The sequence below is a fragment of the Caulobacter sp. UNC358MFTsu5.1 genome (assembly GCF_000712075.1).
Taxonomy (GTDB): Bacteria; Pseudomonadota; Alphaproteobacteria; order Caulobacterales; family Caulobacteraceae; genus Caulobacter.
This window is the reverse complement of sequence record NZ_JONW01000005.1, coordinates 960,162-979,361: the sequence shown is the minus strand read 5'-3', so window position 1 is coordinate 979,361 and position 19,200 is coordinate 960,162. Positions and strand designations below refer to the sequence as shown.

Below are 19,200 nucleotides of genomic sequence, written 5' to 3'. Positions count from 1 at the left end.
CGGACATGACGCGACCCCATCTTCTTCCGAACCTGACCGCCGCGGGCCTGGTCCTGGTCCTGCTGTCGGCCTGCGCCTCGCACGGCCTCGAGCCGGAGGCGCCGCCGCCGCGCACCGAGACCTCGCAGTGGAACGATCGCGTCCACGTCCTGTCGCATCCGGACGAGGTGCTGCTGGCCCCGCACGCCGAAGGGCTGTCGGCCGCCCAGACCCAGGCCCTGGACGGGCTGGTGGGCCGCTGGATGTCGGCCGAGGCGCGCGAGATCGTGGTCTCGGCCCCGATCGGCGGCACGGGCGGCGAGATCGCCGGCCGCATGGCGGTGGCCGCGCGCCAGCACCTGATCTCCATGGGCGCGCCTCCGGCCTCCGTGCGCGTGACCGGCTATGACGCCGCCGGCGCGCCGGGCGCGCCGCTGAAGGTCGGCTTCCTGCGCTACACCGCCGAGGTCCCGCAGTGCGGCGGGTGGGAGAACATCACCGCCACCCGCAACAACACCGCCTACGAGAACTTCGGCTGCGCGGTGACCGCCAACATGGCCGCCCAGGTGGCCAATCCCGAAGACCTGCTGAGCCCGCGCAACGAGACGCCGATCGATTCCGGCCGCCGCGCCACCGTGCTCGACAAGTACCGCAAGGGCGAGGTCACCTCGTCGGCCAAGGACGAGCAGTCCAACGGCGTCGTTTCGAAGGCCGTCAACTGATGGCCGGGCGGAACGATCACGACCCCTTCGACCTGGGTTTCGAGGCCGACGACGACTTCGCGCCGGCGGGCGGCGATCCCTGGCGCGCCGCGCCGGCCCCGACCTCGGCCGTGGGCGCGGGCGCCGACGACCCGTTCGCCGACTTCCCGCCCGTGCGGCCGCGCGAAACCGCCTCGGCGCCGTTCGCCGACCTGCCGCCCTCGGCGCCGCCCTATACGCCCCAGCCGGCTCCGGCCGCCGCCGCTTCGGCGCCCGCGCCGACCGCCGTCCGCGACGTGCCGATCGAGGCCGCCGAGCCGGTGGCCCCGACCGCCCACCCGGTCGGCTCGACCCAGGCGATGGTGCAGGAGGTGCTCGCCGCCGCCGACGCCGACATGGGCGAGGCGGCCGTGCCGCGCATCACCATCCACGCCTTCTGCGCCCGGTCCGAGACCGTGGCCCTGGTCGAGGCCGCCTCGGCCGACCGCCGCATGGCCCGCGCCTCGACCCTCGCCCGTCCCGGCGGGCTGGAGGCCGCGGTCGACTACTACCAGAACCAGTCGACGCCCTCGCTGGTGCTGGTCGAGAGCCTGGACGCCGCGCCGCGCATGCTGGCCCTGCTGGACGGCCTGGCCCAGGTCTGCGACCCGGGCACCAAGGTCGTGGTCATCGGCCAGACCAACGACATCGCCCTGTATCGCGAGCTGATGCGGCGCGGGGTCAGCGAGTACATCACCCAGCCCCAGGGCCCGCTGCAGATCATCCGCGCGGTCTCCAGCCTGTATGCCGACCCCTCCGCGCCGTTCGTCGGCCGGCAGATCGCCTTCGTCGGCGCCAAGGGCGGCGTCGGGTCCTCGACCCTGGCCCACAACTTCGCCTGGTCGATGGCCGAGCGCGTGCAGGCCGCCACGGTGATGGTCGACCTGGACTTGCCGTTCGGCACGGCCGGCCTCGACTTCAACCAGGACCCGCTGCAGGGCGTGCTGGACGCCCTGACCCAGCCCGACCGCCTGGACCCGGTGCTGATGGACCGCATGATGGTCCGCTGCGGCGACCGCCTGAGCCTGTTCGCCGCGCCCGGCGCCCTGGACCAGGACTACGAGATCCCGGCCGACGCCTTCGAGGAGGTCACCCAGAAGATCCGCGGCGTCGCGCCGTTCGTGGTGCTGGACCTGCCCCACAGCTGGAGCGCCTGGACCCGCCAGGTGCTGATCGGCAGCGACGACCTGGTCGTGGTGGCCACGCCAGACCTGGCCTCCCTGCGCAACGCCAAGAACATCGTCGACCTGGTCCGCCAGGCTCGGCCCAACGACGCGCCGCCGCGCCTGGTGCTGAACCAGGTGGGCGTGCCCGGCCGTCCCGAGATCCCGGTCAAGGACTTCGGCGAGGCCCTGGGCCTGACGCCGTCCCTGGTGCTGCCGTTCGACCCCAAGCCCTTCGGCCAGGCCGCCAACAACGGTCAGATGGTCGCCGAGGTGGCCCCCAAGTCGAAGGCGGCCGAGGGCATCGACCACCTGGCGCGACTGATCAGCCGCCGCGAACCGCCGGCGGCCCAGAAGACGTCCATCCTCTCCAGCCTGTTCAAGAAGAAGTAGGGCATGTTCGGCAAGCGCGACCAGGCCGCCGTTCGGACCGAGCAGGCGCCGCCGCCCGTCTCCAACGACGGGCCGGCCATCGCCACGCGCCCGCAGCGCGTCGATCCCGCCGCCGAGCCGGCCGCGCCCGCCGCCGCCCCGGCCCGCACCGCCGCGCCCGCCAAGGCCGCCGGCCCCAAGCCCACCAACGGCCTGGAGCAGCTGCGCGCCGCCCAGGGCGCGCCGCCGACCGCCAACGTGGTCCGCGAGCAGAGCGACTACTACCACGCCACCAAGACCACGATCTTCAACGCGCTGCTCAACACCATCGACCTGTCCCAGCTGGCCCAGCTGGACCTGAAGGCGGCGGCCGAGGAGATCCGCGACATCGTCGCCGAGCTGGTGGCGATCAAGAACGTCTCGATGTCGGTGTCCGAGCAGGAGCACCTGGTCCAGGACATCATCAACGACGTCCTCGGCTACGGCCCGCTGGAGCCCCTGCTGGCCCGCGACGACATCGCCGACATCATGGTCAACGGCGCGCACCGGGTGTTCATCGAAGTGGGCGGCAAGGTCCAGCTGACCAACGTCCGCTTCCGCGACAATCTCCAGCTGATGAACATCTGCCAGCGGATCGTCAGCCAGGTCGGCCGCCGGGTCGACGAGAGCTCGCCGATCTGCGACGCCCGCCTGCCCGACGGCAGCCGCGTCAACGTCATCGCCCCGCCCCTGGCGCTGGACGGTCCCACCCTGACCATCCGGAAGTTCAAGAAGGACAAGCTGACGATGAAGAACCTGGTCGACTTCGCGTCGATCAGCCCGGAAGGGGCCCGCGTGCTGGGCGTCATCGGCGCCTGCCGCTGCAACATCGTCATCTCGGGCGGCACCGGCTCGGGCAAGACCACCCTGCTCAACACCATGACCGCCTTCATCGACCCGACCGAACGGGTGGTGACCTGCGAGGACGCGGCCGAACTGCAGCTGCAGCAGCCGCACGTGGTGCGCCTGGAAACCCGTCCGCCCAACCTGGAAGGCCAGGGCGCGGTGACCATGCGCGACCTGGTCAAGAACTGCCTGCGGATGCGTCCCGAGCGGATCATCGTCGGCGAAGTCCGCGGCCCCGAGGCGTTCGACCTGCTGCAGGCGATGAACACCGGCCACGACGGCTCGATGGGCACGCTGCACGCCAACAGCCCGCGCGAGGCGATCAGCCGGATCGAGTCGATGATCACCATGGGCGGCTACGGCCTGCCCTCTAAGACCATCAAGGAGATGATCGTCGGCTCGGTCGACGTCATCGTCCAGGCCGCCCGCCTGCGCGACGGCTCGCGCCGGATCACCCACATCACCGAGGTGGTCGGGCTGGAAGGCGACGTGATCGTCACCCAGGACCTGTTCGTCTACGAGATGAACGGCGAAGACGCCGAGGGCCGGGTGCTGGGCAAGCACCGCTCGACCGGCATCGGCCGGCCCCGCTTCTGGGACCGCGCCCGCTACTACGGCCTGGAGCGCGAGCTGGCCGAAGCCCTCGACGCGGCGGAATAGGGCCATGCTGATCATCCTCGCCGGCGTCCTCGGCTTCATCACCATCGCGGGGCTGGGCTTCGTGCTGGCCGGCGGGGGCGGCGGCGCCTCGGCCAAGACCGTCAAGCGCGCCCAGCTGATCGCCGGCGACCGCCAGGCCGTGGCCGCCCGCGCCAAGGCCGCCGCCAACACCCCCGACGCCCGCCGCAAGCAGCTGCTGAAGACCCTGAAGGAACAGGATCAGCAGAAGAAGAAGGCGTCGCTGACCATCGCCGCGCGCCTGCGCGCCGCCGGCCTGGGCGACAACGTCCAGATGTTCTGGATCATCAGCGGCGTGGTCGGCGTGCTGGTCGGGCTGATGCTGCTTCTGCTGCGCCAGATGCCGATCATCGCCCTGGGCGCGGCCTTCGCCGCCGGCTTCGGCCTGCCGCGCTGGGTCATCGGCATGATGGCCAAGGCCCGCACCAAGAAGTTCACCGAGGCCTTCTCGGACGCCATCGACATCATCGTGCGCGGCATCAAGTCGGGCCTGCCCGTCCACGACTGCCTGCGGATGATCGGCACGGAATGCCCCGAGCCCCTGGCCGGCGAATTCCGCATCCTGACCGAGAACACCGGCATGGGCATGTCGATGGAGCAGGCCCTGGACCGCATGTACGAGCGCATGCCGACCAACGAGCTGCGCTTCTTCACCATCGTCCTGACCATCCAGTCCAAGACCGGCGGCAACCTGGCCGAGGCGCTGGGCAACCTGTCGACCGTGCTGCGGGCCCGCAAGCTGATGGGCGAGAAGATCAAGGCCCTGTCGGCCGAAGCCGTGTCGTCGGCCTTCATCATCGGCTGCCTGCCGCCCGGCGTGGCGACGATGATCTCGATCACCGCCCCGGCCTATATGGCGCCGATGTTCAGCGATCCGCGCGGCCGGATCATGCTGATGATCGCCGCCTTCTGGATGTCCTGCGGCATCTTCGTGATGCGCAAGATGATCAACTTCAAGTTCTAGGGGGAGGCGGCCATGATCGATCTGCTCACCAATCCCCAGACCCTGTTCAGCGCCTTCATCGCGATCGTGGTGTTCGCCACCATCGTCACCCTGGCCGCGCCGATGATGAGCAGCAACGGCCTGGAGGGCCGGCTGAAGTCGGTGGCCAACCGCCGCGAGGAGCTGCGCCGCCGCTCGCGCGAGGCCCTGTCCCAGAAGGGCGGCGGCGGCAGCCTGCGCCACGCCGACGAGGGGATGTACAAGAACGTCGTCGACCGCCTGCAGCTGTCCAAGCTGCTGGAGGACCCCAAGGTCGTCGACAAGCTGGCCCAGGCCGGCTTCCGCGGGCCCAAGCCGGTCTCGACCTTCTACTTCTTCCGCTTCGTGATGCCGTTCGCGTTTTCGGCCGTGGTGGCGTTCTACCTGTATCTGATCAACGACTTCGGCCTGCTGGCCATGCAGAAGATCGCCGCCTGCTTCGTCGCCCTGGCGGCCGGCTACTACGCGCCCAACCTCTACATCTCCAACATCGCCCAGAAGCGCCGCGAGTCGATCGTCCAGGCGTTCCCGGACGCCCTGGACCTGATGCTGATCTGCGTCGAAAGCGGCATGTCGATCGAGGCGGCGATCGCCAAGGTCGGGTCCGAGGTCGGCTCGGCCTCGATGGAGCTGGCCGAGGAGCTGGGCCTGCTGACCGCCGAGCTCAGCTACCTGCCCGAACGCCGCCTGGCCTACGAGGGCCTGGCCCGCCGGACCAACCATCCGGGCATCAAGTCGGTGGCCACGGCCATGATCCAGGCCGAGCGCTACGGCACGCCGCTGGGCGCAGCCCTGCGGGTGATGGCCAAGGAGAACCGCGAACTGCGCCTGTCGGCCGCCGAGAAGAAGGCCTCGGCCCTGCCGGCCAAGCTGACCGTGCCGATGATCGTGTTCTTCCTGCCCGTGCTGTTCATCGTGATCATGGGCCCGGCGATCATCAAGATCCAGGACGTGCTGAAACAGCGGTAGGGGGCGGCCGGCACCCGTCCCTCCCCCTTGTGGGGAGGGTGGCCCTGGCGGAGCCAGGGTCGGGTGGGGTTTGATGAGTCAGCAGGGCGAGTCAGCAGGCCCCACCCGTCCGCTTCGCGTCCACCCTCCCCACAAGGGGGAGGGAAGGCTGGATCAACCCCCTGCCTTCACAGCGCTCCACGACCGCGTCGCGCTCTCCTGGCCGATGGCGGCGCGCAGCCAGGCCAGGTTGTTGTCGACCGACTCCGGCGGCAGGTCCTGGCGGGCCAGCTTCTCGGCCTCGTCCATGCGGCCTTGCAGCCCGACCACAAGGGCAAGGTTCTGGCGGACCTGGATGGTGGCGGTGGGCAGGGCGGCGGCCTGGCGCAGGGCGGTCTCGGCGCCCTTCAGGTCGCCGCTCGAGGCCAGGTGCATGGCCAGGTTGCTCAGCGGCACGGCCTCGTTCGGGGCCAGGGCCACGGCCTGGCGGTGGGCCGCCAGGGCCTCGTCGTCGCGCTTGGCCTGCTCGTAGGCCACGCCCAGCAGCGACAGGGGCCGCCAGTCGCGCGGCTGCAGGGCGGCGGCCTTGCGGCCCGGCTCGATGGCGTAGAAGCCCTGGCCGCGCGCCACGTTGGCCCGGGCCAGTTCCATCAGGGCGTCGTAGTTGTCGGGCGCGAAGATCAGGATGCCGGCCGCCGCGTCGGCGGCCTCGTCGTAGCGGCCCAGGGCGCGCAGGGCCTGGGACAGGCCCACGCCCGCCTCGACGTCGCGGCCGTCGCGCTCCAGTTCGGTCGACCAGAAGGCCATGCGGGTCAGCGGATCGGCGCGCTGGGCCTCGGCCCGCTCGGCCGGCGTGGCCTTGCGCGGCGCCTGGGGCGCGGCGGCGGCCGCGGGCTGCGGCGCGTCCTTGGCCCGCTTGTCGGCGGCCTGGACCGGCGCCGCGGCGAGGAGGCCAACGACCATGGGAGCGACAACGGGGGCGAGAACGGTTGCGAGGAGCGCGCGCTTGCGACACATGAAGAGGAATCTCCCGACGGTCCCGCATCCTCGCGCGCGGCCCTCAAGGAATCGTTAAGCATAATTTCCACCTTCAGGGCCCGCCCATGTCGGAACCGATCATCGCCTCCTCGTCCCGCTCCCCGGAGGACGGCGCGCCGACGCCCATCCACTGCCTGTACGAGGACCAGCTGGACGCCTTCGTCGAGGCGCGGCCCAGCTTCGTGAAGGGCTTCGTGGCCCTGGAGGACTTCAAGGCCAAGGCCGGCCAGGTGCTGGTCCTGCCGACGCCGCAAGGGGCCGTGGACCGCGTGCTGCTGGGGCTTGGGACGCGGGACAAGGTCGAGCCGATGCTGTTCCGGGCCCTGCCGACCCGGCTGCCGGCCGGCGACTACCGCCTGGCCACCGTCCCCGACGACCTCGACGCCGCCCAGATCGCCCTGGCCTTCGCCCTGGGGGCCTACCGCTTCGACCGCTACCGCACCCGGGGCAAGGACGAGCCGCGACGACTGGTCGCGGACGAGACGCTCGACCTGGACGAGGTCCGCGCCGTCGCCCACGCCTGCGCCCTGGCCCGCGACATGGTCAACACCCCGGCCAACGACATGGGGCCGCTGCAGATCGAGACCATCGCCCGCGAGATCGCCGAGCGCTACGGCGCGACTCTGGACGTGGTGGTCGGCGACGACCTGCTGGAGCGGAACTATCCGGCCGTCCACGCCGTGGGCCGCGCCGCCGTCCCGGCCCGCGCGCCGCGCATGCTGGAGATCACCTGGGGCGATGCAGCCCACCCGCGCGTGGCGCTCGTCGGCAAGGGCGTGGTGTTCGACACCGGCGGGCTGGACATCAAGCCGTCCAGCGGCATGCGGCTGATGAAGAAGGACATGGGCGGCGCCGCCCACGTCCTGGCCCTGGGGCGGATGGTGATGGCGGCGGGCCTGCCCGTGGCCCTGACCGTGCTGGTCCCGGTGGTCGAGAACGCCATCGCCGGCGACGCCATGCGGCCCGGCGACGTGCTGGACACCCGGGCGGGCCTGACCGTCGAGGTCGGCAACACCGACGCCGAGGGCCGCCTGATCCTGGCCGACGCCCTGGCCCGCGCCGCCGAGCTGGAGCCGGTCCTGACGATCGACCTGGCCACCCTGACCGGCGCCGCGCGCGTGGCCCTCGGCCCGCAGGTGATCCCGTTCTACACGCCCGACGACGACCTGGCCCTGGAGATCGAGGAGGGCGCCCGCGTCGCCTCCGACGCCGTTTGGCGCATGCCCCTGTGGGATGGATACCGGGAGGCGGTCGAGAGCGACATCGCCGACCTCAAGAACGATCCCGACGCCTGGGCCCAGGCCGGCTCGATGACCGCCGCCCTGTTCCTGCAGCGCTTCGCCCCGACCACGGGCGCGTGGGCGCACTTCGACATCTTCGCCTGGAACCCCAAGGCGCGGCCGGGCTTCGCGTCCGGCGGCGAGGCCCAGGTGATCAGGGGGCTGTACGGCATGCTGAAATCGCGTTTCCCGAAGGCTGAAGCATGAGCGGTTTCGATCCCCGGGTGACCCTGGCCCGGCCCGACCTGGCCGACCTGGACCTGCAGGGCCTGGTCGCCGCCGAGCGCTACGCCGCCCCGACCGTGCGCCGCGTGGCGGTCCCGACCGCCGCCCTGCGCAAGGCGCCCGACCCGAGGGCCGAGCAGTGGGACCAGCTGCTGTTCGGCGAGCTGTTCCGGGTGCTGGACGTGCAGGACGGCTTCGCCTGGGGCCAGGCGGGGCGCGACGGCTATGTGGGCTTCGTGGCCCAGGCCGAGCTGGCGGCCTTGGGCGAACCGGCCACCCACCAGGTGGCGGTTCCGCGCACCTACGCCTTCGGCGAGCCGAACATCAAGGCGCGGCCGGCGGGGCTCTATTCGCTGAACGCCCTGACCACGATCGAGGCGACCGAGGGCCGCTTCGCCAAGGGCGAGGGCACGGGCTGGTTCGTCGCCGCCCACCTGGCGCCCGTGGGCGTGGCCCTGACCGACTACGTGGCGGTGGCCGAGGGCTATCTTGGCGCGCCCTACCAGTGGGGTGGGCGCGAATCGCTGGGCCTGGACTGCTCGGGCCTGGTGCAGCAGGCCCTGGCGGCCTGCGGGCGGGCGATCCCGCGCGACACCGACATGCAGCTGGCCTTCTTCGCGTCCATCGCCGAGGCCGAGCGCCGGCGCGGCGACCTGGTGTTCTGGAAGGGCCACGTGGCGATCCTGCTGGACCCCGACACGATCCTGCACGCCAACGCCCACCACATGGCCGTGGCCGCCGAACCCCTGGCCGAGGCGATCGCCCGCGTCGAGGCGGCGGGCGGCGGCGGCGTGACGGGGTGGCGGCGGCCCTAGCTGGCGACGGAGGGGGCGTCCCTCCGCCGTTCAGATCACTTCGGCCACTGGGCCAGCCAGTCGGCGATCGACTGCGGGGTCATGTGGCGGGCGTCGGTCAGGGCGAAGAAGGCGCCGTCGTTGACCAGCTTGCCGTTGCCGTCGACCACCAGGAAGCTGGGCACGCCCTTCAACTTGTCGACGCCGTAGCGGGCCGGGATCTGCATGTTCTTGTCGTAGCGGCCGACGTTCACCGTCACGACCTCGTAGTGCTTGTCGACCCACTTCTTCAGGTCGGGCTGCTCGATCAGGCCGGCGAAGATCCGGCAGTCGGGGCACCAGTTGCCGCCGAAATCGATCAGGGTCAGCTTGTGGGCCTTCTTGGCGCGCTTCAGGGCGGCGGCGACGTCGGCCTCGGCGTCGGCCTTCTCGTCATAGGGGTAGGGCAGCGGCGTGGGCAGGTCGGCCAGCGACTTCAGCGCGACGGTCGGGGCCTTGGCGGCGAAGGCCGAGGCGGGGGCGGCGATCAGCGTCGCGACGAGCGCTACGGCGGCCAGCGGGCGAAGGATCATGGTCGAACGGTTCCGGTGAAGCGGTACGGTCCGATACTCTACTCACGGAATGGGAAAAGGCCGCAAGCCCAGCTTTGCTGCGGACGGCCCCACGCCGTCTGCAAGGGGCGCGGCGCCCCCAAACCAGGCAGTGGCCGAGGCAAAGAAAAAGGCCGCGAAGCGAACTTCGCGGCCTTTGATCTCGGTCCGTCCCGAAAGGATCAGGACTTGGCGGCGGCCGGGGCCGGGGTCGCCGTGGCGGGCGCGCCGGCGGCGGCGGGCGCGCCAGCAGCCGGAGCGCCGGCGGCCGGAGCCGCGGGGGCTTCGCCCGCGGCCGGGGCCGGAGCGCCGGCCGGCTTCGGGGCCGGGATCGGCAGGGTCGAGCCCAGGCTGTGCAGGTAGGCGATCATGGCGATCCGGTCTTCCTGCTTCTTCAGGCCGACGAACGTCATCTTGGTGCCCGAGACGTCCTTGCCCGGCGCCTTCAGGAAGGTGTCCAGCTTGTCGTAGTCCCAGACCGGGTTCTTGTTGCCGTAGTCGACCATCGCCGACGAATAGGCGAAGCCGGCGTGGGTGCCGGGCTTGCGGCCGACGACGCCGAACAGGCCCGGGCCGGTGTGATTCTCGGCGGTGAAGTTGTGGCACGAGGCGCACTTGGCGCTGACGGCCTGGCCGGCGGCGACGTTGGCGGGGGTCAGGACGCTGCCCCAGTCGGGCGCGACCTCGGCGGCGGCGCCGCCTTCACCGGCCTCTTCGGCCACGGCGATCGCGTAGCCCGGCTTTTCCAGCTCGTGCTTGGCGAAAACGATGTCCGAGCCTTCCTTGAGACCGAAAATGATCAGGCCCGTCAGCAGGACGCCGCCGAAGATCTTGTTGAACGTCAGGTCGCTCATCTAAAGCCTTACCAGCCTCTTGGGGGCCGTCCGACGACAGGCCCGAATTCCGCGCCCGGAGGTTTCCCCCGCGCGCTCCATGTTGCGCTCGCGTCTCTTACACGCTACCGCCCGGGGCGCAACCGGGCAGCAACGGTTTTGACCCCGCATCGGCCTCTCATGAACCCCATCGTCGTCATTCCGGCCCGCATGGCGGCCACCCGCCTCCCCGACAAGCCGCTGGCCGACATCGGCGGCGTGTCGATGATCGTGCGCGTGCTGCGCCAGGCCCAGGCCGCGGGAATCGGCCCGGTGGCCGTGGCGGCGGGCGACATCTCGATCGTCCATGCGGTCCGGAAGGCCGGCGGCACGGCGGTCCTGACCGATCCGGGCCTGCCCTCGGGTTCGGACCGCATCCTGGCGGCCCTGGAGGAGCTGGATCCCGAGCGCCGCCACGACGTGGTCATCAACCTGCAGGGCGACATGCCGTTCGTGCAGCCTTCGGTGCTGAGCGCCTGCGCCGACCTGCTGAGCGCCCATCCGGGCTGCGACATCGCCACCGTGGTCGCGCCGGAAGCCTCGCCCGCCGACCGGTCCAATCCCGACGTCGTCAAGGCCGTGCTCGCCATGGAGCAGGACGGCCTGTCGGGTCGGGCCCTCTATTTCACCCGCTCCACCCTCTACGGCGACGCGCCGATCTGGCGGCACATCGGCATCTACGGCTATCGCCGCGCGGCGCTGGAAGCCTTCAACGCCGCCCCGCCCTCGCCGCTGGAGAAGCGCGAGAAGCTGGAGCAGCTGCGCGCCATGGAACTGGGCCTGCAGCTGCGCGCCGCCGTGGCCGCCGAGGCCCCGATCTCCGTCGACAATCCTTCCGACCTTGAAGCGGCCCGCGCCTACGCGGCCGGAAAGTCAGCATGAGCATCCTCAAGAAGATCGCCTTCCAGGGCGAACCCGGCGCCAACAGCCACGAGGCGTGCCGCACCTATTTCCCCGACTACGAGGCCGTGCCCTGCGCCACCTTCGAGGAGGCGTTCGAGGCCATCAAGTCGGGCGCCTGCCAGCTGGGCATGATCCCGATCGAGAACTCGATCGCCGGCCGCGTGGCCGACGTCCACCATCTCTTGCCGGCTTCGGGATTGCAGATCATCGGCGAGCGCTTCAAGCCGATCCGCTTCCAGCTGATGGCCAACAAGGGCGTGACGCTGGAGACGGTGAAGATCGCCAGCTCGATGCCGATCGCGCTTTCCCAGTGCCGCCAAAGCCTCAAGAAGCTGGGCCTGGCCCACGAGAGCGCCGGCGACACGGCGGGCGCCGCCAAGGCCCTGGCCCTGAAGCCCGACCCGACCCGCGCCGCCGTGGCCCCGGCCCTGGCCGCCGAGATCTACGGCCTGGACATCCTGGCCAAGGACATCGAGGACGAGCGCAACAACACCACGCGCTTCCTGGTGATGACGGCCGACAAGTCGCCGGCCGCGCCGCCGTTCACCCACCGCTGCGTGACCAGCTTCGTGTTCAAGGTCCGCAACCTGCCGGCCGCCCTCTACAAGGCGCTGGGCGGGTTCGCGACCAACGGCGTCAACATGACCAAGCTGGAAAGCTACATGGAGGGCGGGGCCTTCACGGCCACCTTCTTCTACGCCGAGGTCGACGGCCGTCCCGAGGACCGACCCCTGGCCCTGGCCTTCGACGAGCTGAAGTTCTTCTCCGAGAAGTTCGAGGTGCTGGGCGTCTATCCGGCCGACCCGTTCCGGGATCGCGTCTAGGCGGCGTTGCGACCCTCGGCGGTTGTCTCTAGCTTGACCTTGGCGCGGTCGCTTCCGGCCGCCCTCGGGGGACTAGAGTGATGAAGAGCTTGCCGTGGATTCTGGGCCCCGCGGGCGGCGCGGTACTGGTCGGGGCGATCGGCCTGGCGATCTGGGCGGGCATGCCGGCCAATCCGCTGACCACCTTCGGCCTCCTGGTGATCACGGCCGGCCTGCTGACCAAGATGATCTATCTGGTGTTGATCGGCCTGGGGATCTGGATCGCGGCCCTCGTGGTCGGCAGCCTGACGAAAGGGCGCGCCGACGATCCCTCGGCGCTGTCGATCCTCGGCCTCCTGCCGCCCGGCCTGGGGCTGGTGGCGACGCTGTTCACGATCCTGTCCATCGTCCGGGCCGTGCAGGCCACGCACACCAGCGAACTGATCGTGATCGCGCCCAGCCTGGCCGAAGCGCTGGCGCCCCTGGGCGTCGGCCTGCTGCTCGGCGCGGTCCCCGCCGCGATCAGGGCGCGCTTCTCGCCCGCGGCCTGATCTCGCCTGATCTCGCCTGACCGGGCCTGACGTCGCGGCAGGCTTCGCCATAACGGCGTTCCGCGACTAACCTTCCCGGAATAAGCAAGAGTTCCGGGGAGGGAACGACAATGAACACCCTGATCGCGCCGGTGATGGCGCTGGTGGCCTGGTCGCTGGTCATCTGGCTGTGGATGTACGTCCAGCGCATGCCGGCCATGAGCAAGGCCGGGATCAAGCCGCAGGACGCGGCCTTTCCGGGCAGCCTGAACGGCCTGCCCGCGCCCGCCCGCCAGGCGGCCGACAACTACAACCACCTGATGGAGCAGCCGACGATCTTCTACGCGGCCGCCCTGGCCATCCAGGTCGCCGGCCACGGCGATCCCCTGGCGGTCAAGCTGGCCTGGGCCTTCGTCGCCCTGCGCGTGCTGCACAGCCTGGTGCAGGTCAGCGTCAACATCGTGCTGGTGCGCTTCCTGCTGTTCTCGCTGTCGACCATCGCCCTGGCGTGGATGGTGGTGCGGGAGCTGCTGGTGCTGTTCGGCTAGAAGATCCTCCCCCCTTGGGGGAGGTGTCGCGGAGCGACGGAGGGGGCTTGCCGAGCCGGCGGGTGAAACCCCCTCCGGCCCTTCGGGCCACCTCCCCCTGTGGGGGAGGATCTAGTCCTCCCCCTCCGCCCAGGCCTTGATCAGCTGGTGCGCGATGGCCAGGGGCGGCGGGGCGAAGAAGCCTTCCAGCTCGCCGCGGATCAGGGCCTTGGCCTCGTCCTTGGTGAACCACTTCACCGCTTCCAGCTCGGTCTGGTCGGGGGCGGCCACGTCGCTGTCGACGTCGGCCATCAGGCCCATCATCAGCGACGAGGGCCACGGCCAGGGCTGGCTGGAGTGGTAGCGGACGGCGACGGCGGTGAGGCCCGCCTCCTCCATCAGCTCGCGGGCGCAGGCCTCCTCGATCGTCTCGCCGGGCTCCACGAAGCCGGCCAGGGCCGAGTACATGCCGGGCGGCCAGCCGGCCTGGCGGCCCAGCAGGCAGCGGCCCTCGTGCAGGGCCAGCATGATCGCCACCGGGTCGGTGCGCGGGAAGTGTTCGGTCTGGCACGAGGAGCACTGCCGCTTCCAGCCGCCGTCGGTGACGTTGGTCTCCTGGCCGCAGTTGCTGCACCACTTGTGCTTGCGCCGCCATTCGAACATCGACTTGGCCGTGGCCAGGATGCCGGCGTCGGGCGGCGGCAGGGTCAGGGCGACGCCGCGCAGCTCCTCGAACCGGCCCAGCCCCTGCAGCGGCCCCTCGGCCGGATCGGCCCCGCCCTCCAGGTCGACGGCGAACACCGCGATGTCCTTCCACAGCCCCAGGAACAGCAGGCGCTCGGGCGTGGCCGACAGGTCCTTGGCCATGTCGGCGCGCAGATAGGCGATCTGGGCCCCGCTGACCTTGCCTTCCTCGTCCGTGATGTCCTCGACCAGCGCCTTGCCGTTCCAGATGGCCACGGCCAGCGAGTGCGGGTCGTCGGCCTTCTCGGCCAGCCAGGCCTCGTCGCCCCGGCGCTCGCTGGCGCGGTCGAGCGGATTGCCGGCGAAGATGTTGGTGATGATCGAAAGAGCCATGACGATTCTCTAACATCCGCGACGAAGAGTCGTCACGGCTCCGGAGCTTGTGACTTGCATCGCGGGCCTTGAGTCGCGATATAGGCCTCGGAGATCGGCGACGGGCGGAGTCCTCGCCAACCTGGTCAGGGCCGAGAGGCAGCAGCCACAACGAGTTTCGCTCCGGGTCGTCTGCCGGTCTCCACCTTTCCCCAAATTCCGACAGCAACAACGCCCCAAGCGCGGCGCGAGCCTTTTGCTGCGCCCTTCCGCACACTACACTCACGCCATGGCCGACCACGACGACCTCACGACCGATTCCGCGCCGCCGTGGGATGAAGAGCCCGCCGAACGCGACGAGAACACCGTCGACATCTTCGGCGGTCCTCCTGCTGACGAGCCGCTGCAAGCCGGTACGCCCGACTCCGCGCCCGCCGCCCCGGCGCCGGCCGCGCCGCCGACGGCCGAGAGCCTCAGCGATCCCGACGCCGCCTACACCGTGCTGGCGCGCAAGTACCGGCCGCGCACCTTCGAGGACCTGATCGGCCAGGAGGCCATGGTCCGCACCCTGGCCAACGCGTTCTCGACCGGCCGCATCGCCCACGCCTTCATGCTCACCGGCGTGCGGGGCGTCGGCAAGACCACGACCGCCCGCCTGCTGGCCCGGGCCCTGAACTACGAGACCGACACCGTCCACGGCCCCTCGGTCGACCTGACCGTCGAAGGGCGGCACTGCAAGGCGATCATCGAAGGCCGGCACATGGACGTGCTGGAGCTGGACGCCGCCAGCCGCACCAAGGTCGACGAGATGCGCGAGCTGCTGGACGGGGTGCGCTACGCCCCGGTCGAGGCGCGCTACAAGGTCTACATCATCGACGAAGTGCACATGCTGTCGACGGCGGCGTTCAACGCCCTGCTGAAGACGCTGGAAGAGCCGCCGCCGCACGCCAAGTTCATCTTCGCCACCACCGAGATCCGCAAGGTGCCGGTGACGATCCTGTCGCGCACCCAACGCTTCGACCTGCGCCGGGTCGAGCCGGACGTGCTGGTCAAGCACTTCGGCCGGATCGCCGCCAAGGAGGGGGCCAAGGTCGAGGAAGACGGCCTGGCCCTGATCGCCCGCGCCGCCGAGGGTTCGGTGCGCGACGGCCTCTCCCTTCTGGATCAGGCCATCGTCCAGGGCGAGCGCGGCTCGACCGTCACGGCCGCCGTGGTCCGCGACATGCTGGGCCTGGCCGACCGCGGCCAGACGATCGCCCTGTTCGAGAACGTCATGAGCGGCAAGCCCGGCGAGTCGCTGAAGGGCTTCCGCGCCCTCTGGGGCTTCGGGGCCGATCCGGCGGTGGTCATGCTGGACCTGCTGGACCACTGCCATTCCGCCTCGGTGGCCAAGGCCCTGGGGCCGGACGCCCTGTCGATGCCCAAGGAGCAGGCCGCGCGCCTGACCGCCATCGGGGCCCAGACCTCGCCGGGGACCCTGGCGCGCCTGTGGCAGATGCTGCTCAAGGCCCATGACGAGGTGCGCCGCGCGCCCGACGCCATGGCCGCGGCCGAGATGGCCATCATCCGCCTGTGCTACGCCGCCGACCTGCCCGGCCCCGAGGAAGCCCTGAAGGCCCTGCGCGACGGCCAGCCGGTGGGCGGCGGTCCCGGTGGGGGCGGCGGCGGTTCGATCGGCGGCGGCGGGGCGCCCGGCGGCGCCCTGAACGCCCAGGCCCGGGTGATGGCCGCGCCGATGGCCCCGGCCGCGCCGGTGCTGGCCTCGTTCGAGGACGTTGTGAAGCTGATCGCCGAGAAGCGCGACATCGGCCTGCGCCTGGACGTCGAGCAATATGTCCGCCCGATCAGCTTCCGCCCCGGGGCGATCACCTTCGAGGCCGCCCCCGGCGCGCCCGGCAACCTGGCCGGACGCCTGGTCCGCGCGCTGAAGGAGTGGACCGGCCAGCCCTGGCTGGTCGCGGCCGAAGGCGGCGGCGGGGCCGAGAGCCTGATGGAACGCCAGAAGCGCGAGCAGCGCGAGGAGATGGACGCGATCCGCTCGGATCCCTTCGTCGCCTCGGTGCTGGACGCCTTCCCCGGCGCCGAGATCGTCGAGGTCCGCACGATCATGACGCCCGAGACGCCGCCGATCGAGCCGGACGAACTGGAAGAATGACGCGCGCGCGTCCCCTAAGACCTGGAGTGACCCCATGAAAGACCTCGGCGGCCTGATGAAGCAGGCCCAGGCCATGCAGCAGAAGCTGGCCGACGCTCAGGCGAAGATCCTGGACCTGACGGCCGAAGGGACCGCCGGCGGCGGCATGGTCACCGTCACGCTCCGGGGCTCGGGCGAGCTGGTCAAGGTGGTGCTGGACGAAGAGCTGATCCAGCCCGGCGAGGGCGAGGTGATCGCCGACCTGATCGTCGCCGCCCACGCCGTGGCCCTGTCCAAGCTGAACGGCCAGCGCGAGCAGATGCTGCAGGAAGCCGCCGGCCCGATGGCCGGGATGATGGGCGGCCTGCCGGGCATGAAGTTCTAGGGTTTCATTTTACGACCGCTCATCCCGGCGAATGCCGGGACCCAGGTCCCAAGGCAGTGTGGATGATTGGAAGGGCTCAGCGCTCTTGGCGTCAGCCTCAAAGCCATTCCATCTGGGTCCCGGCATTCGCCGGGATGAGCGGATCAGAAAGCAGGAGATCGAATGCTCCACCTTCGCGCAGCCCTTATCGCCCTGGCGCTGGTCGTTCCGGCGACCGCCCCCCTGGCGGCCCTGGCCGCGCCCCTGCCGGCCGACCTGGCCGCGGCGGCGCACGCCTATGACGCGGCCCAGGTGAACGGCGACCGCGCGGCGCTGGAACGGCTGGTGGCCGACGACTACGTGCTGGTCAACGGCGCGGGCCAGGTCCAGGACAAGGCGCGGCTGATCGCCGACTACGTGGCCCCCGGCTTCAAGCTGGACCCGTTCACGATCGAGGAGCCGGTCGAGAAGGTGTTCGGCGACACCGCCCTGCTGGGCGGCCGGGTCAACATGACCGGGACCGACGGCGGCCAGCGCTTCGCGCTCGTCGTGCGGTTCGTCGACACCTGGGCCAAGCGCGACGGCCAGTGGCGGGTGGTCTATTCGCAGGTCACGCGGGTCGCGAAACCCTGATGGCCGCCTCCGCCGGACCCGAGATCGAGCGCCTGATCGCCCTGCTGTCCAAGCTGCCGGGCCTGGGTCCGCGCTCGGGCCGGCGCGCGGCCCTGGCCCTGCTGAAGAAGCGCGACACCCTGCTGGCGCCGCTGACGGCGGCCATGGTCGAGGCCCAGGCCAAGGTGCGCACCTGCTCGGTGTGCGGCTCGCTCGACACCTCCGACCCCTGCGCCATCTGCTCGGACGCCACCCGCGACAACCGCCTGCTGTGCGTGGTCGAGGAGGTCGGCTCGGTCTGGGCCATGGAGCGCGGCGGCTCGTTCAAGGGCCGCTACCACGTGCTGGGCGGCCTGCTGTCGGCCCTGGACGGCATCGGTCCCGAGGCGCTGCGGGTGGGCGAGCTGCTGGGCCGGGCGAACGCCAGCGAGATCGCCGAGGTGATCCTGGCCCTCCCCGCCACCGTCGACGGCCAGACCACGGCCCACTACCTGGCCGACCGCCTGGCCCCGACGGGCGTGTCGGTGACCATGCTGGCGCGAGGCGTGCCGGTGGGCGGCGACCTGGACTGGCTCGACGACGGGACCATCGCCCAGGCGCTGCGGGCGCGTCGGCCGGCTTAGGGCTTAGCTTTCCGTTCCTGAGTTGCTGCTTTTCTGATCCGCTCATCCCGGCGAATGCCGGGACCCAGATGGACTAGCGGTGTGGTTGACGCCATGCGCGCCGAGCCCTTCCAATCATCCGCTCCGCCATAGGATCTGGGTCCCGGCATTCGCCGGGATGAGCGGGGAAGGATGCCTAGGGCGACTAGCGGGCATCCAACACTTCTTCCACCGCCCCCAGCGCCAGCCCCGGCGTCTTGCGCCGCGCCAGCTCGACCGTCTTCCGCCCCAGCGCCGCATGGAGCTCCGCCAGCCCCGCGTCCCGCGCCGCCAGCGCCTCCACCTGCGCCGCGACCGTCGCCGCATCCCCCCGCGCGATCGGCCCGGTCAGGGCGGCGACCGGGCCCTTGTCCAGGATCGCGCCCAGGGCGTCGCGCAGGATGGGCGACAGGATTTTCAGGGCCGTCTCGCCGTCGATCCCCGCCGCCGCGTGGGCGTCCAGCCCGGCCTGGACCAGGGCCGCCAGGTAGTTCGAGGCGAACACCGTCCCCGCGTGATAGAGCCGCCGGTCGACGCCCTGCGGCAGCACCACCGGCGCGCCGCCGATGGCCGCCACGGCCGGGGCCAGCACGGCCAGGGCCGCCGCATCGCCCTGCAGGGTGCAGACCACGCCGTCGAAGGTGGCGACCTCGCGGGCCGGATCGGCGAAGGCCTTGACCGGATGCAGGGCCGCCACCGCCGCCCCGCGCCGGCGCAGGGGCTCCAGCGGCGCCAGGTCCCGCGCCCCGCTGCAGTGGAAGACGACCAGCCCCGCCGGATCGACGCCGTCGGCCAGGGCGGCGGCGACCGCGTCGATCTCGCCGTCGCGGGTGGAGATCATCACCACGTCGCCGGCCGTGGGCGTGGCCGCGTCCGCCGCCTGGCCGCCGCCGATGAAGGCCCGCGCCGCCTCGGCGCCCTCCCGGGTCCGCCCGACGATCCCGGAGACCGCGAAGACGCCCCGGTCATGGAACAGTCGTCCCAGGGTCCTGCCGACCGCGCCGGGTCCGATGATCCAGAGTCGTGACATGGCCCCTCTCTAGCCGCTCGTCGTCGGGCTTTCGAGAGCGCCTCTTTCTGGACC

20 protein-coding genes and 1 other RNA gene are annotated in these 19,200 nt (G+C 71.1%); 16 read left to right on the top strand and 5 right to left on the bottom strand.

Annotated features, from left to right (window positions below; translation table 11 throughout):
- The first annotated feature begins 5 nt into the window (after positions 1–5).
- The 5 genes from BR39_RS0106485 to BR39_RS0106465 are packed head-to-tail and all read left to right on the top strand — an operon-like array spanning position 6 to position 5,768.
- Positions 6–701, top strand: a complete 696-nt coding sequence (locus BR39_RS0106485; protein ID WP_029908907.1) for a CpaD family pilus assembly lipoprotein — start codon at positions 6–8, stop codon at positions 699–701.
- Positions 701–2,275 (top strand): CpaE family protein, encoded by a 1,575-nt coding sequence (locus tag BR39_RS0106480; RefSeq protein ID WP_029908906.1) that lies wholly within the window; start codon positions 701–703, stop codon positions 2,273–2,275. Before BR39_RS0106485 ends, BR39_RS0106480 begins: the two co-directional genes overlap by 1 nt.
- Positions 2,276–2,278: 3 nt before the next feature.
- Positions 2,279–3,799, top strand: coding sequence for a CpaF family protein (locus tag BR39_RS0106475; protein ID WP_029908904.1), 1,521 nt, complete (start codon positions 2,279–2,281; stop codon positions 3,797–3,799).
- Between the two features lie 4 nt (positions 3,800–3,803).
- Positions 3,804–4,781 (top strand): type II secretion system F family protein, encoded by a 978-nt coding sequence (locus BR39_RS0106470; RefSeq protein WP_029908902.1) that lies wholly within the window; start codon positions 3,804–3,806, stop codon positions 4,779–4,781.
- A gap of 12 nt (positions 4,782–4,793) precedes the next feature.
- Entirely contained in the window at positions 4,794–5,768 is a 975-nt protein-coding gene (locus tag BR39_RS0106465) for a type II secretion system F family protein (RefSeq protein WP_029908900.1), read from the top strand.
- A gap of 153 nt (positions 5,769–5,921) precedes the next feature.
- Here the strand turns inward: BR39_RS0106465 and BR39_RS0106460 are convergent, their stop codons facing one another.
- Positions 5,922–6,764 (bottom strand): pilus assembly protein TadD, encoded by an 843-nt coding sequence (locus BR39_RS0106460; RefSeq protein WP_029908898.1) that lies wholly within the window; start codon positions 6,762–6,764, stop codon positions 5,922–5,924.
- Positions 6,765–6,850: 86 nt separating this feature from the next.
- Here BR39_RS0106460 and BR39_RS0106455 point away from each other — a divergent pair, with 86 nt between their 5' ends.
- Together BR39_RS0106455 and BR39_RS0106450 are read left to right on the top strand one after the other, a co-directional pair.
- A complete protein-coding gene (locus BR39_RS0106455) occupies positions 6,851–8,272 on the top strand; it encodes a M17 family metallopeptidase (RefSeq protein ID WP_029908895.1) in 1,422 nt (473 codons plus the stop codon).
- On the top strand, positions 8,269–9,105 hold the full coding sequence (locus BR39_RS0106450; RefSeq protein WP_029908887.1) for a C40 family peptidase: 837 nt from the start codon (positions 8,269–8,271) through the stop codon (positions 9,103–9,105). Before BR39_RS0106455 ends, BR39_RS0106450 begins: the two co-directional genes overlap by 4 nt.
- A 35-nt stretch (positions 9,106–9,140) precedes the next feature.
- Here the strand turns inward: BR39_RS0106450 and BR39_RS0106445 are convergent, their stop codons facing one another.
- On the bottom strand, positions 9,141–9,656 hold the full coding sequence (locus BR39_RS0106445) for a co-chaperone YbbN (RefSeq protein WP_029908885.1): 516 nt from the start codon (positions 9,654–9,656) through the stop codon (positions 9,141–9,143).
- Positions 9,657–9,856: 200 nt separating this feature from the next.
- Positions 9,857–10,528: a cytochrome c family protein gene (locus BR39_RS0106440; RefSeq protein ID WP_029908883.1), complete on the bottom strand. Its 672-nt coding sequence runs from the start codon at positions 10,526–10,528 to the stop codon at positions 9,857–9,859.
- Between the two features lie 159 nt (positions 10,529–10,687).
- On the opposite strand from BR39_RS0106440, the gene BR39_RS0106435 reads away from it, so the two are divergent.
- The 4 genes from BR39_RS0106435 to BR39_RS0106420 all read left to right on the top strand — a co-directional run bounded on the left by BR39_RS0106435 (position 10,688) and on the right by BR39_RS0106420 (position 13,330).
- Positions 10,688–11,428 carry a 3-deoxy-manno-octulosonate cytidylyltransferase gene (locus BR39_RS0106435; RefSeq protein ID WP_029908881.1) on the top strand — a complete coding sequence of 247 codons (741 nt, stop codon included), beginning with the start codon at positions 10,688–10,690 and terminating at the stop codon, positions 11,426–11,428.
- Entirely contained in the window at positions 11,425–12,273 is an 849-nt protein-coding gene (locus BR39_RS0106430; RefSeq protein WP_029908878.1) for a prephenate dehydratase, read from the top strand. The genes BR39_RS0106435 and BR39_RS0106430 overlap by 4 nt, the downstream gene beginning before the upstream one ends.
- A gap of 80 nt (positions 12,274–12,353) precedes the next feature.
- Positions 12,354–12,803, top strand: coding sequence for a hypothetical protein (locus BR39_RS0106425; RefSeq protein WP_156035598.1), 450 nt, complete (start codon positions 12,354–12,356; stop codon positions 12,801–12,803).
- A 110-nt stretch (positions 12,804–12,913) separates the two neighbouring features.
- Positions 12,914–13,330, top strand: coding sequence for an MAPEG family protein (locus tag BR39_RS0106420; RefSeq protein ID WP_029908874.1), 417 nt, complete (start codon positions 12,914–12,916; stop codon positions 13,328–13,330).
- Between the two features lie 111 nt (positions 13,331–13,441).
- Here the strand turns inward: BR39_RS0106420 and nudC are convergent, their stop codons facing one another.
- Positions 13,442–14,386 carry an NAD(+) diphosphatase gene (gene nudC, locus BR39_RS0106415; RefSeq protein WP_029908872.1) on the bottom strand — a complete coding sequence of 315 codons (945 nt, stop codon included), beginning with the start codon at positions 14,384–14,386 and terminating at the stop codon, positions 13,442–13,444.
- 91 nt (positions 14,387–14,477) lie between these two features.
- Here nudC and ffs point away from each other — a divergent pair.
- The 5 genes from ffs to recR all read left to right on the top strand — a co-directional run bounded on the left by ffs (position 14,478) and on the right by recR (position 18,098).
- An RNA gene (ffs, locus tag BR39_RS26085) (signal recognition particle sRNA small type) lies at positions 14,478–14,570 on the top strand.
- A gap of 84 nt (positions 14,571–14,654) precedes the next feature.
- A complete protein-coding gene (locus tag BR39_RS0106410) occupies positions 14,655–16,520 on the top strand; it encodes a DNA polymerase III subunit gamma/tau (RefSeq protein ID WP_029908870.1) in 1,866 nt (621 codons plus the stop codon).
- A gap of 34 nt (positions 16,521–16,554) precedes the next feature.
- Positions 16,555–16,884 (top strand): YbaB/EbfC family nucleoid-associated protein, encoded by a 330-nt coding sequence (locus BR39_RS0106405; protein ID WP_029908867.1) that lies wholly within the window; start codon positions 16,555–16,557, stop codon positions 16,882–16,884.
- A 162-nt stretch (positions 16,885–17,046) separates the two neighbouring features.
- Positions 17,047–17,496: a nuclear transport factor 2 family protein gene (locus tag BR39_RS0106400; RefSeq protein ID WP_029908865.1), complete on the top strand. Its 450-nt coding sequence runs from the start codon at positions 17,047–17,049 to the stop codon at positions 17,494–17,496.
- Positions 17,496–18,098 (top strand): recombination mediator RecR, encoded by a 603-nt coding sequence (recR, locus tag BR39_RS0106395; RefSeq protein ID WP_029908863.1) that lies wholly within the window; start codon positions 17,496–17,498, stop codon positions 18,096–18,098. The genes BR39_RS0106400 and recR overlap by 1 nt, the downstream gene beginning before the upstream one ends.
- A 184-nt stretch (positions 18,099–18,282) precedes the next feature.
- On the opposite strand, the gene BR39_RS0106390 is transcribed toward recR, so the two are convergent.
- Positions 18,283–19,146, bottom strand: a complete 864-nt coding sequence (locus tag BR39_RS0106390; protein ID WP_051695228.1) for a Rossmann-like and DUF2520 domain-containing protein — start codon at positions 19,144–19,146, stop codon at positions 18,283–18,285.
- Positions 19,147–19,200: the final 54 nt, after the last annotated feature.

What these genes read in the sequence shown, in the direction of transcription:
- BR39_RS0106485 (WP_029908907.1), top strand. Translation starts at nt 6, where the DNA reads ATGACGCGACCCCATCTTCTTCCGAACCTGACCGCCGCGGGCCTGGTC.
- BR39_RS0106480 (WP_029908906.1), top strand. Translation starts at nt 701, where the DNA reads ATGGCCGGGCGGAACGATCACGACCCCTTCGACCTGGGTTTCGAGGCC.
- BR39_RS0106475 (WP_029908904.1), top strand. Translation starts at nt 2,279, where the DNA reads ATGTTCGGCAAGCGCGACCAGGCCGCCGTTCGGACCGAGCAGGCGCCG.
- BR39_RS0106470 (WP_029908902.1), top strand. Translation starts at nt 3,804, where the DNA reads ATGCTGATCATCCTCGCCGGCGTCCTCGGCTTCATCACCATCGCGGGG.
- BR39_RS0106465 (WP_029908900.1), top strand. Translation starts at nt 4,794, where the DNA reads ATGATCGATCTGCTCACCAATCCCCAGACCCTGTTCAGCGCCTTCATC.
- BR39_RS0106460 (WP_029908898.1), bottom strand. Translation starts at nt 6,764, where the DNA reads ATGTGTCGCAAGCGCGCGCTCCTCGCAACCGTTCTCGCCCCCGTTGTC.
- BR39_RS0106455 (WP_029908895.1), top strand. Translation starts at nt 6,851, where the DNA reads ATGTCGGAACCGATCATCGCCTCCTCGTCCCGCTCCCCGGAGGACGGC.
- BR39_RS0106450 (WP_029908887.1), top strand. Translation starts at nt 8,269, where the DNA reads ATGAGCGGTTTCGATCCCCGGGTGACCCTGGCCCGGCCCGACCTGGCC.
- BR39_RS0106445 (WP_029908885.1), bottom strand. Translation starts at nt 9,656, where the DNA reads ATGATCCTTCGCCCGCTGGCCGCCGTAGCGCTCGTCGCGACGCTGATC.
- BR39_RS0106440 (WP_029908883.1), bottom strand. Translation starts at nt 10,528, where the DNA reads ATGAGCGACCTGACGTTCAACAAGATCTTCGGCGGCGTCCTGCTGACG.
- BR39_RS0106435 (WP_029908881.1), top strand. Translation starts at nt 10,688, where the DNA reads ATGAACCCCATCGTCGTCATTCCGGCCCGCATGGCGGCCACCCGCCTC.
- BR39_RS0106430 (WP_029908878.1), top strand. Translation starts at nt 11,425, where the DNA reads ATGAGCATCCTCAAGAAGATCGCCTTCCAGGGCGAACCCGGCGCCAAC.
- BR39_RS0106425 (WP_156035598.1), top strand. Translation starts at nt 12,354, where the DNA reads ATGAAGAGCTTGCCGTGGATTCTGGGCCCCGCGGGCGGCGCGGTACTG.
- BR39_RS0106420 (WP_029908874.1), top strand. Translation starts at nt 12,914, where the DNA reads ATGAACACCCTGATCGCGCCGGTGATGGCGCTGGTGGCCTGGTCGCTG.
- nudC (WP_029908872.1), bottom strand. Translation starts at nt 14,386, where the DNA reads ATGGCTCTTTCGATCATCACCAACATCTTCGCCGGCAATCCGCTCGAC.
- BR39_RS0106410 (WP_029908870.1), top strand. Translation starts at nt 14,655, where the DNA reads ATGGCCGACCACGACGACCTCACGACCGATTCCGCGCCGCCGTGGGAT.
- BR39_RS0106405 (WP_029908867.1), top strand. Translation starts at nt 16,555, where the DNA reads ATGAAAGACCTCGGCGGCCTGATGAAGCAGGCCCAGGCCATGCAGCAG.
- BR39_RS0106400 (WP_029908865.1), top strand. Translation starts at nt 17,047, where the DNA reads ATGCTCCACCTTCGCGCAGCCCTTATCGCCCTGGCGCTGGTCGTTCCG.
- recR (WP_029908863.1), top strand. Translation starts at nt 17,496, where the DNA reads ATGGCCGCCTCCGCCGGACCCGAGATCGAGCGCCTGATCGCCCTGCTG.
- BR39_RS0106390 (WP_051695228.1), bottom strand. Translation starts at nt 19,146, where the DNA reads ATGTCACGACTCTGGATCATCGGACCCGGCGCGGTCGGCAGGACCCTG.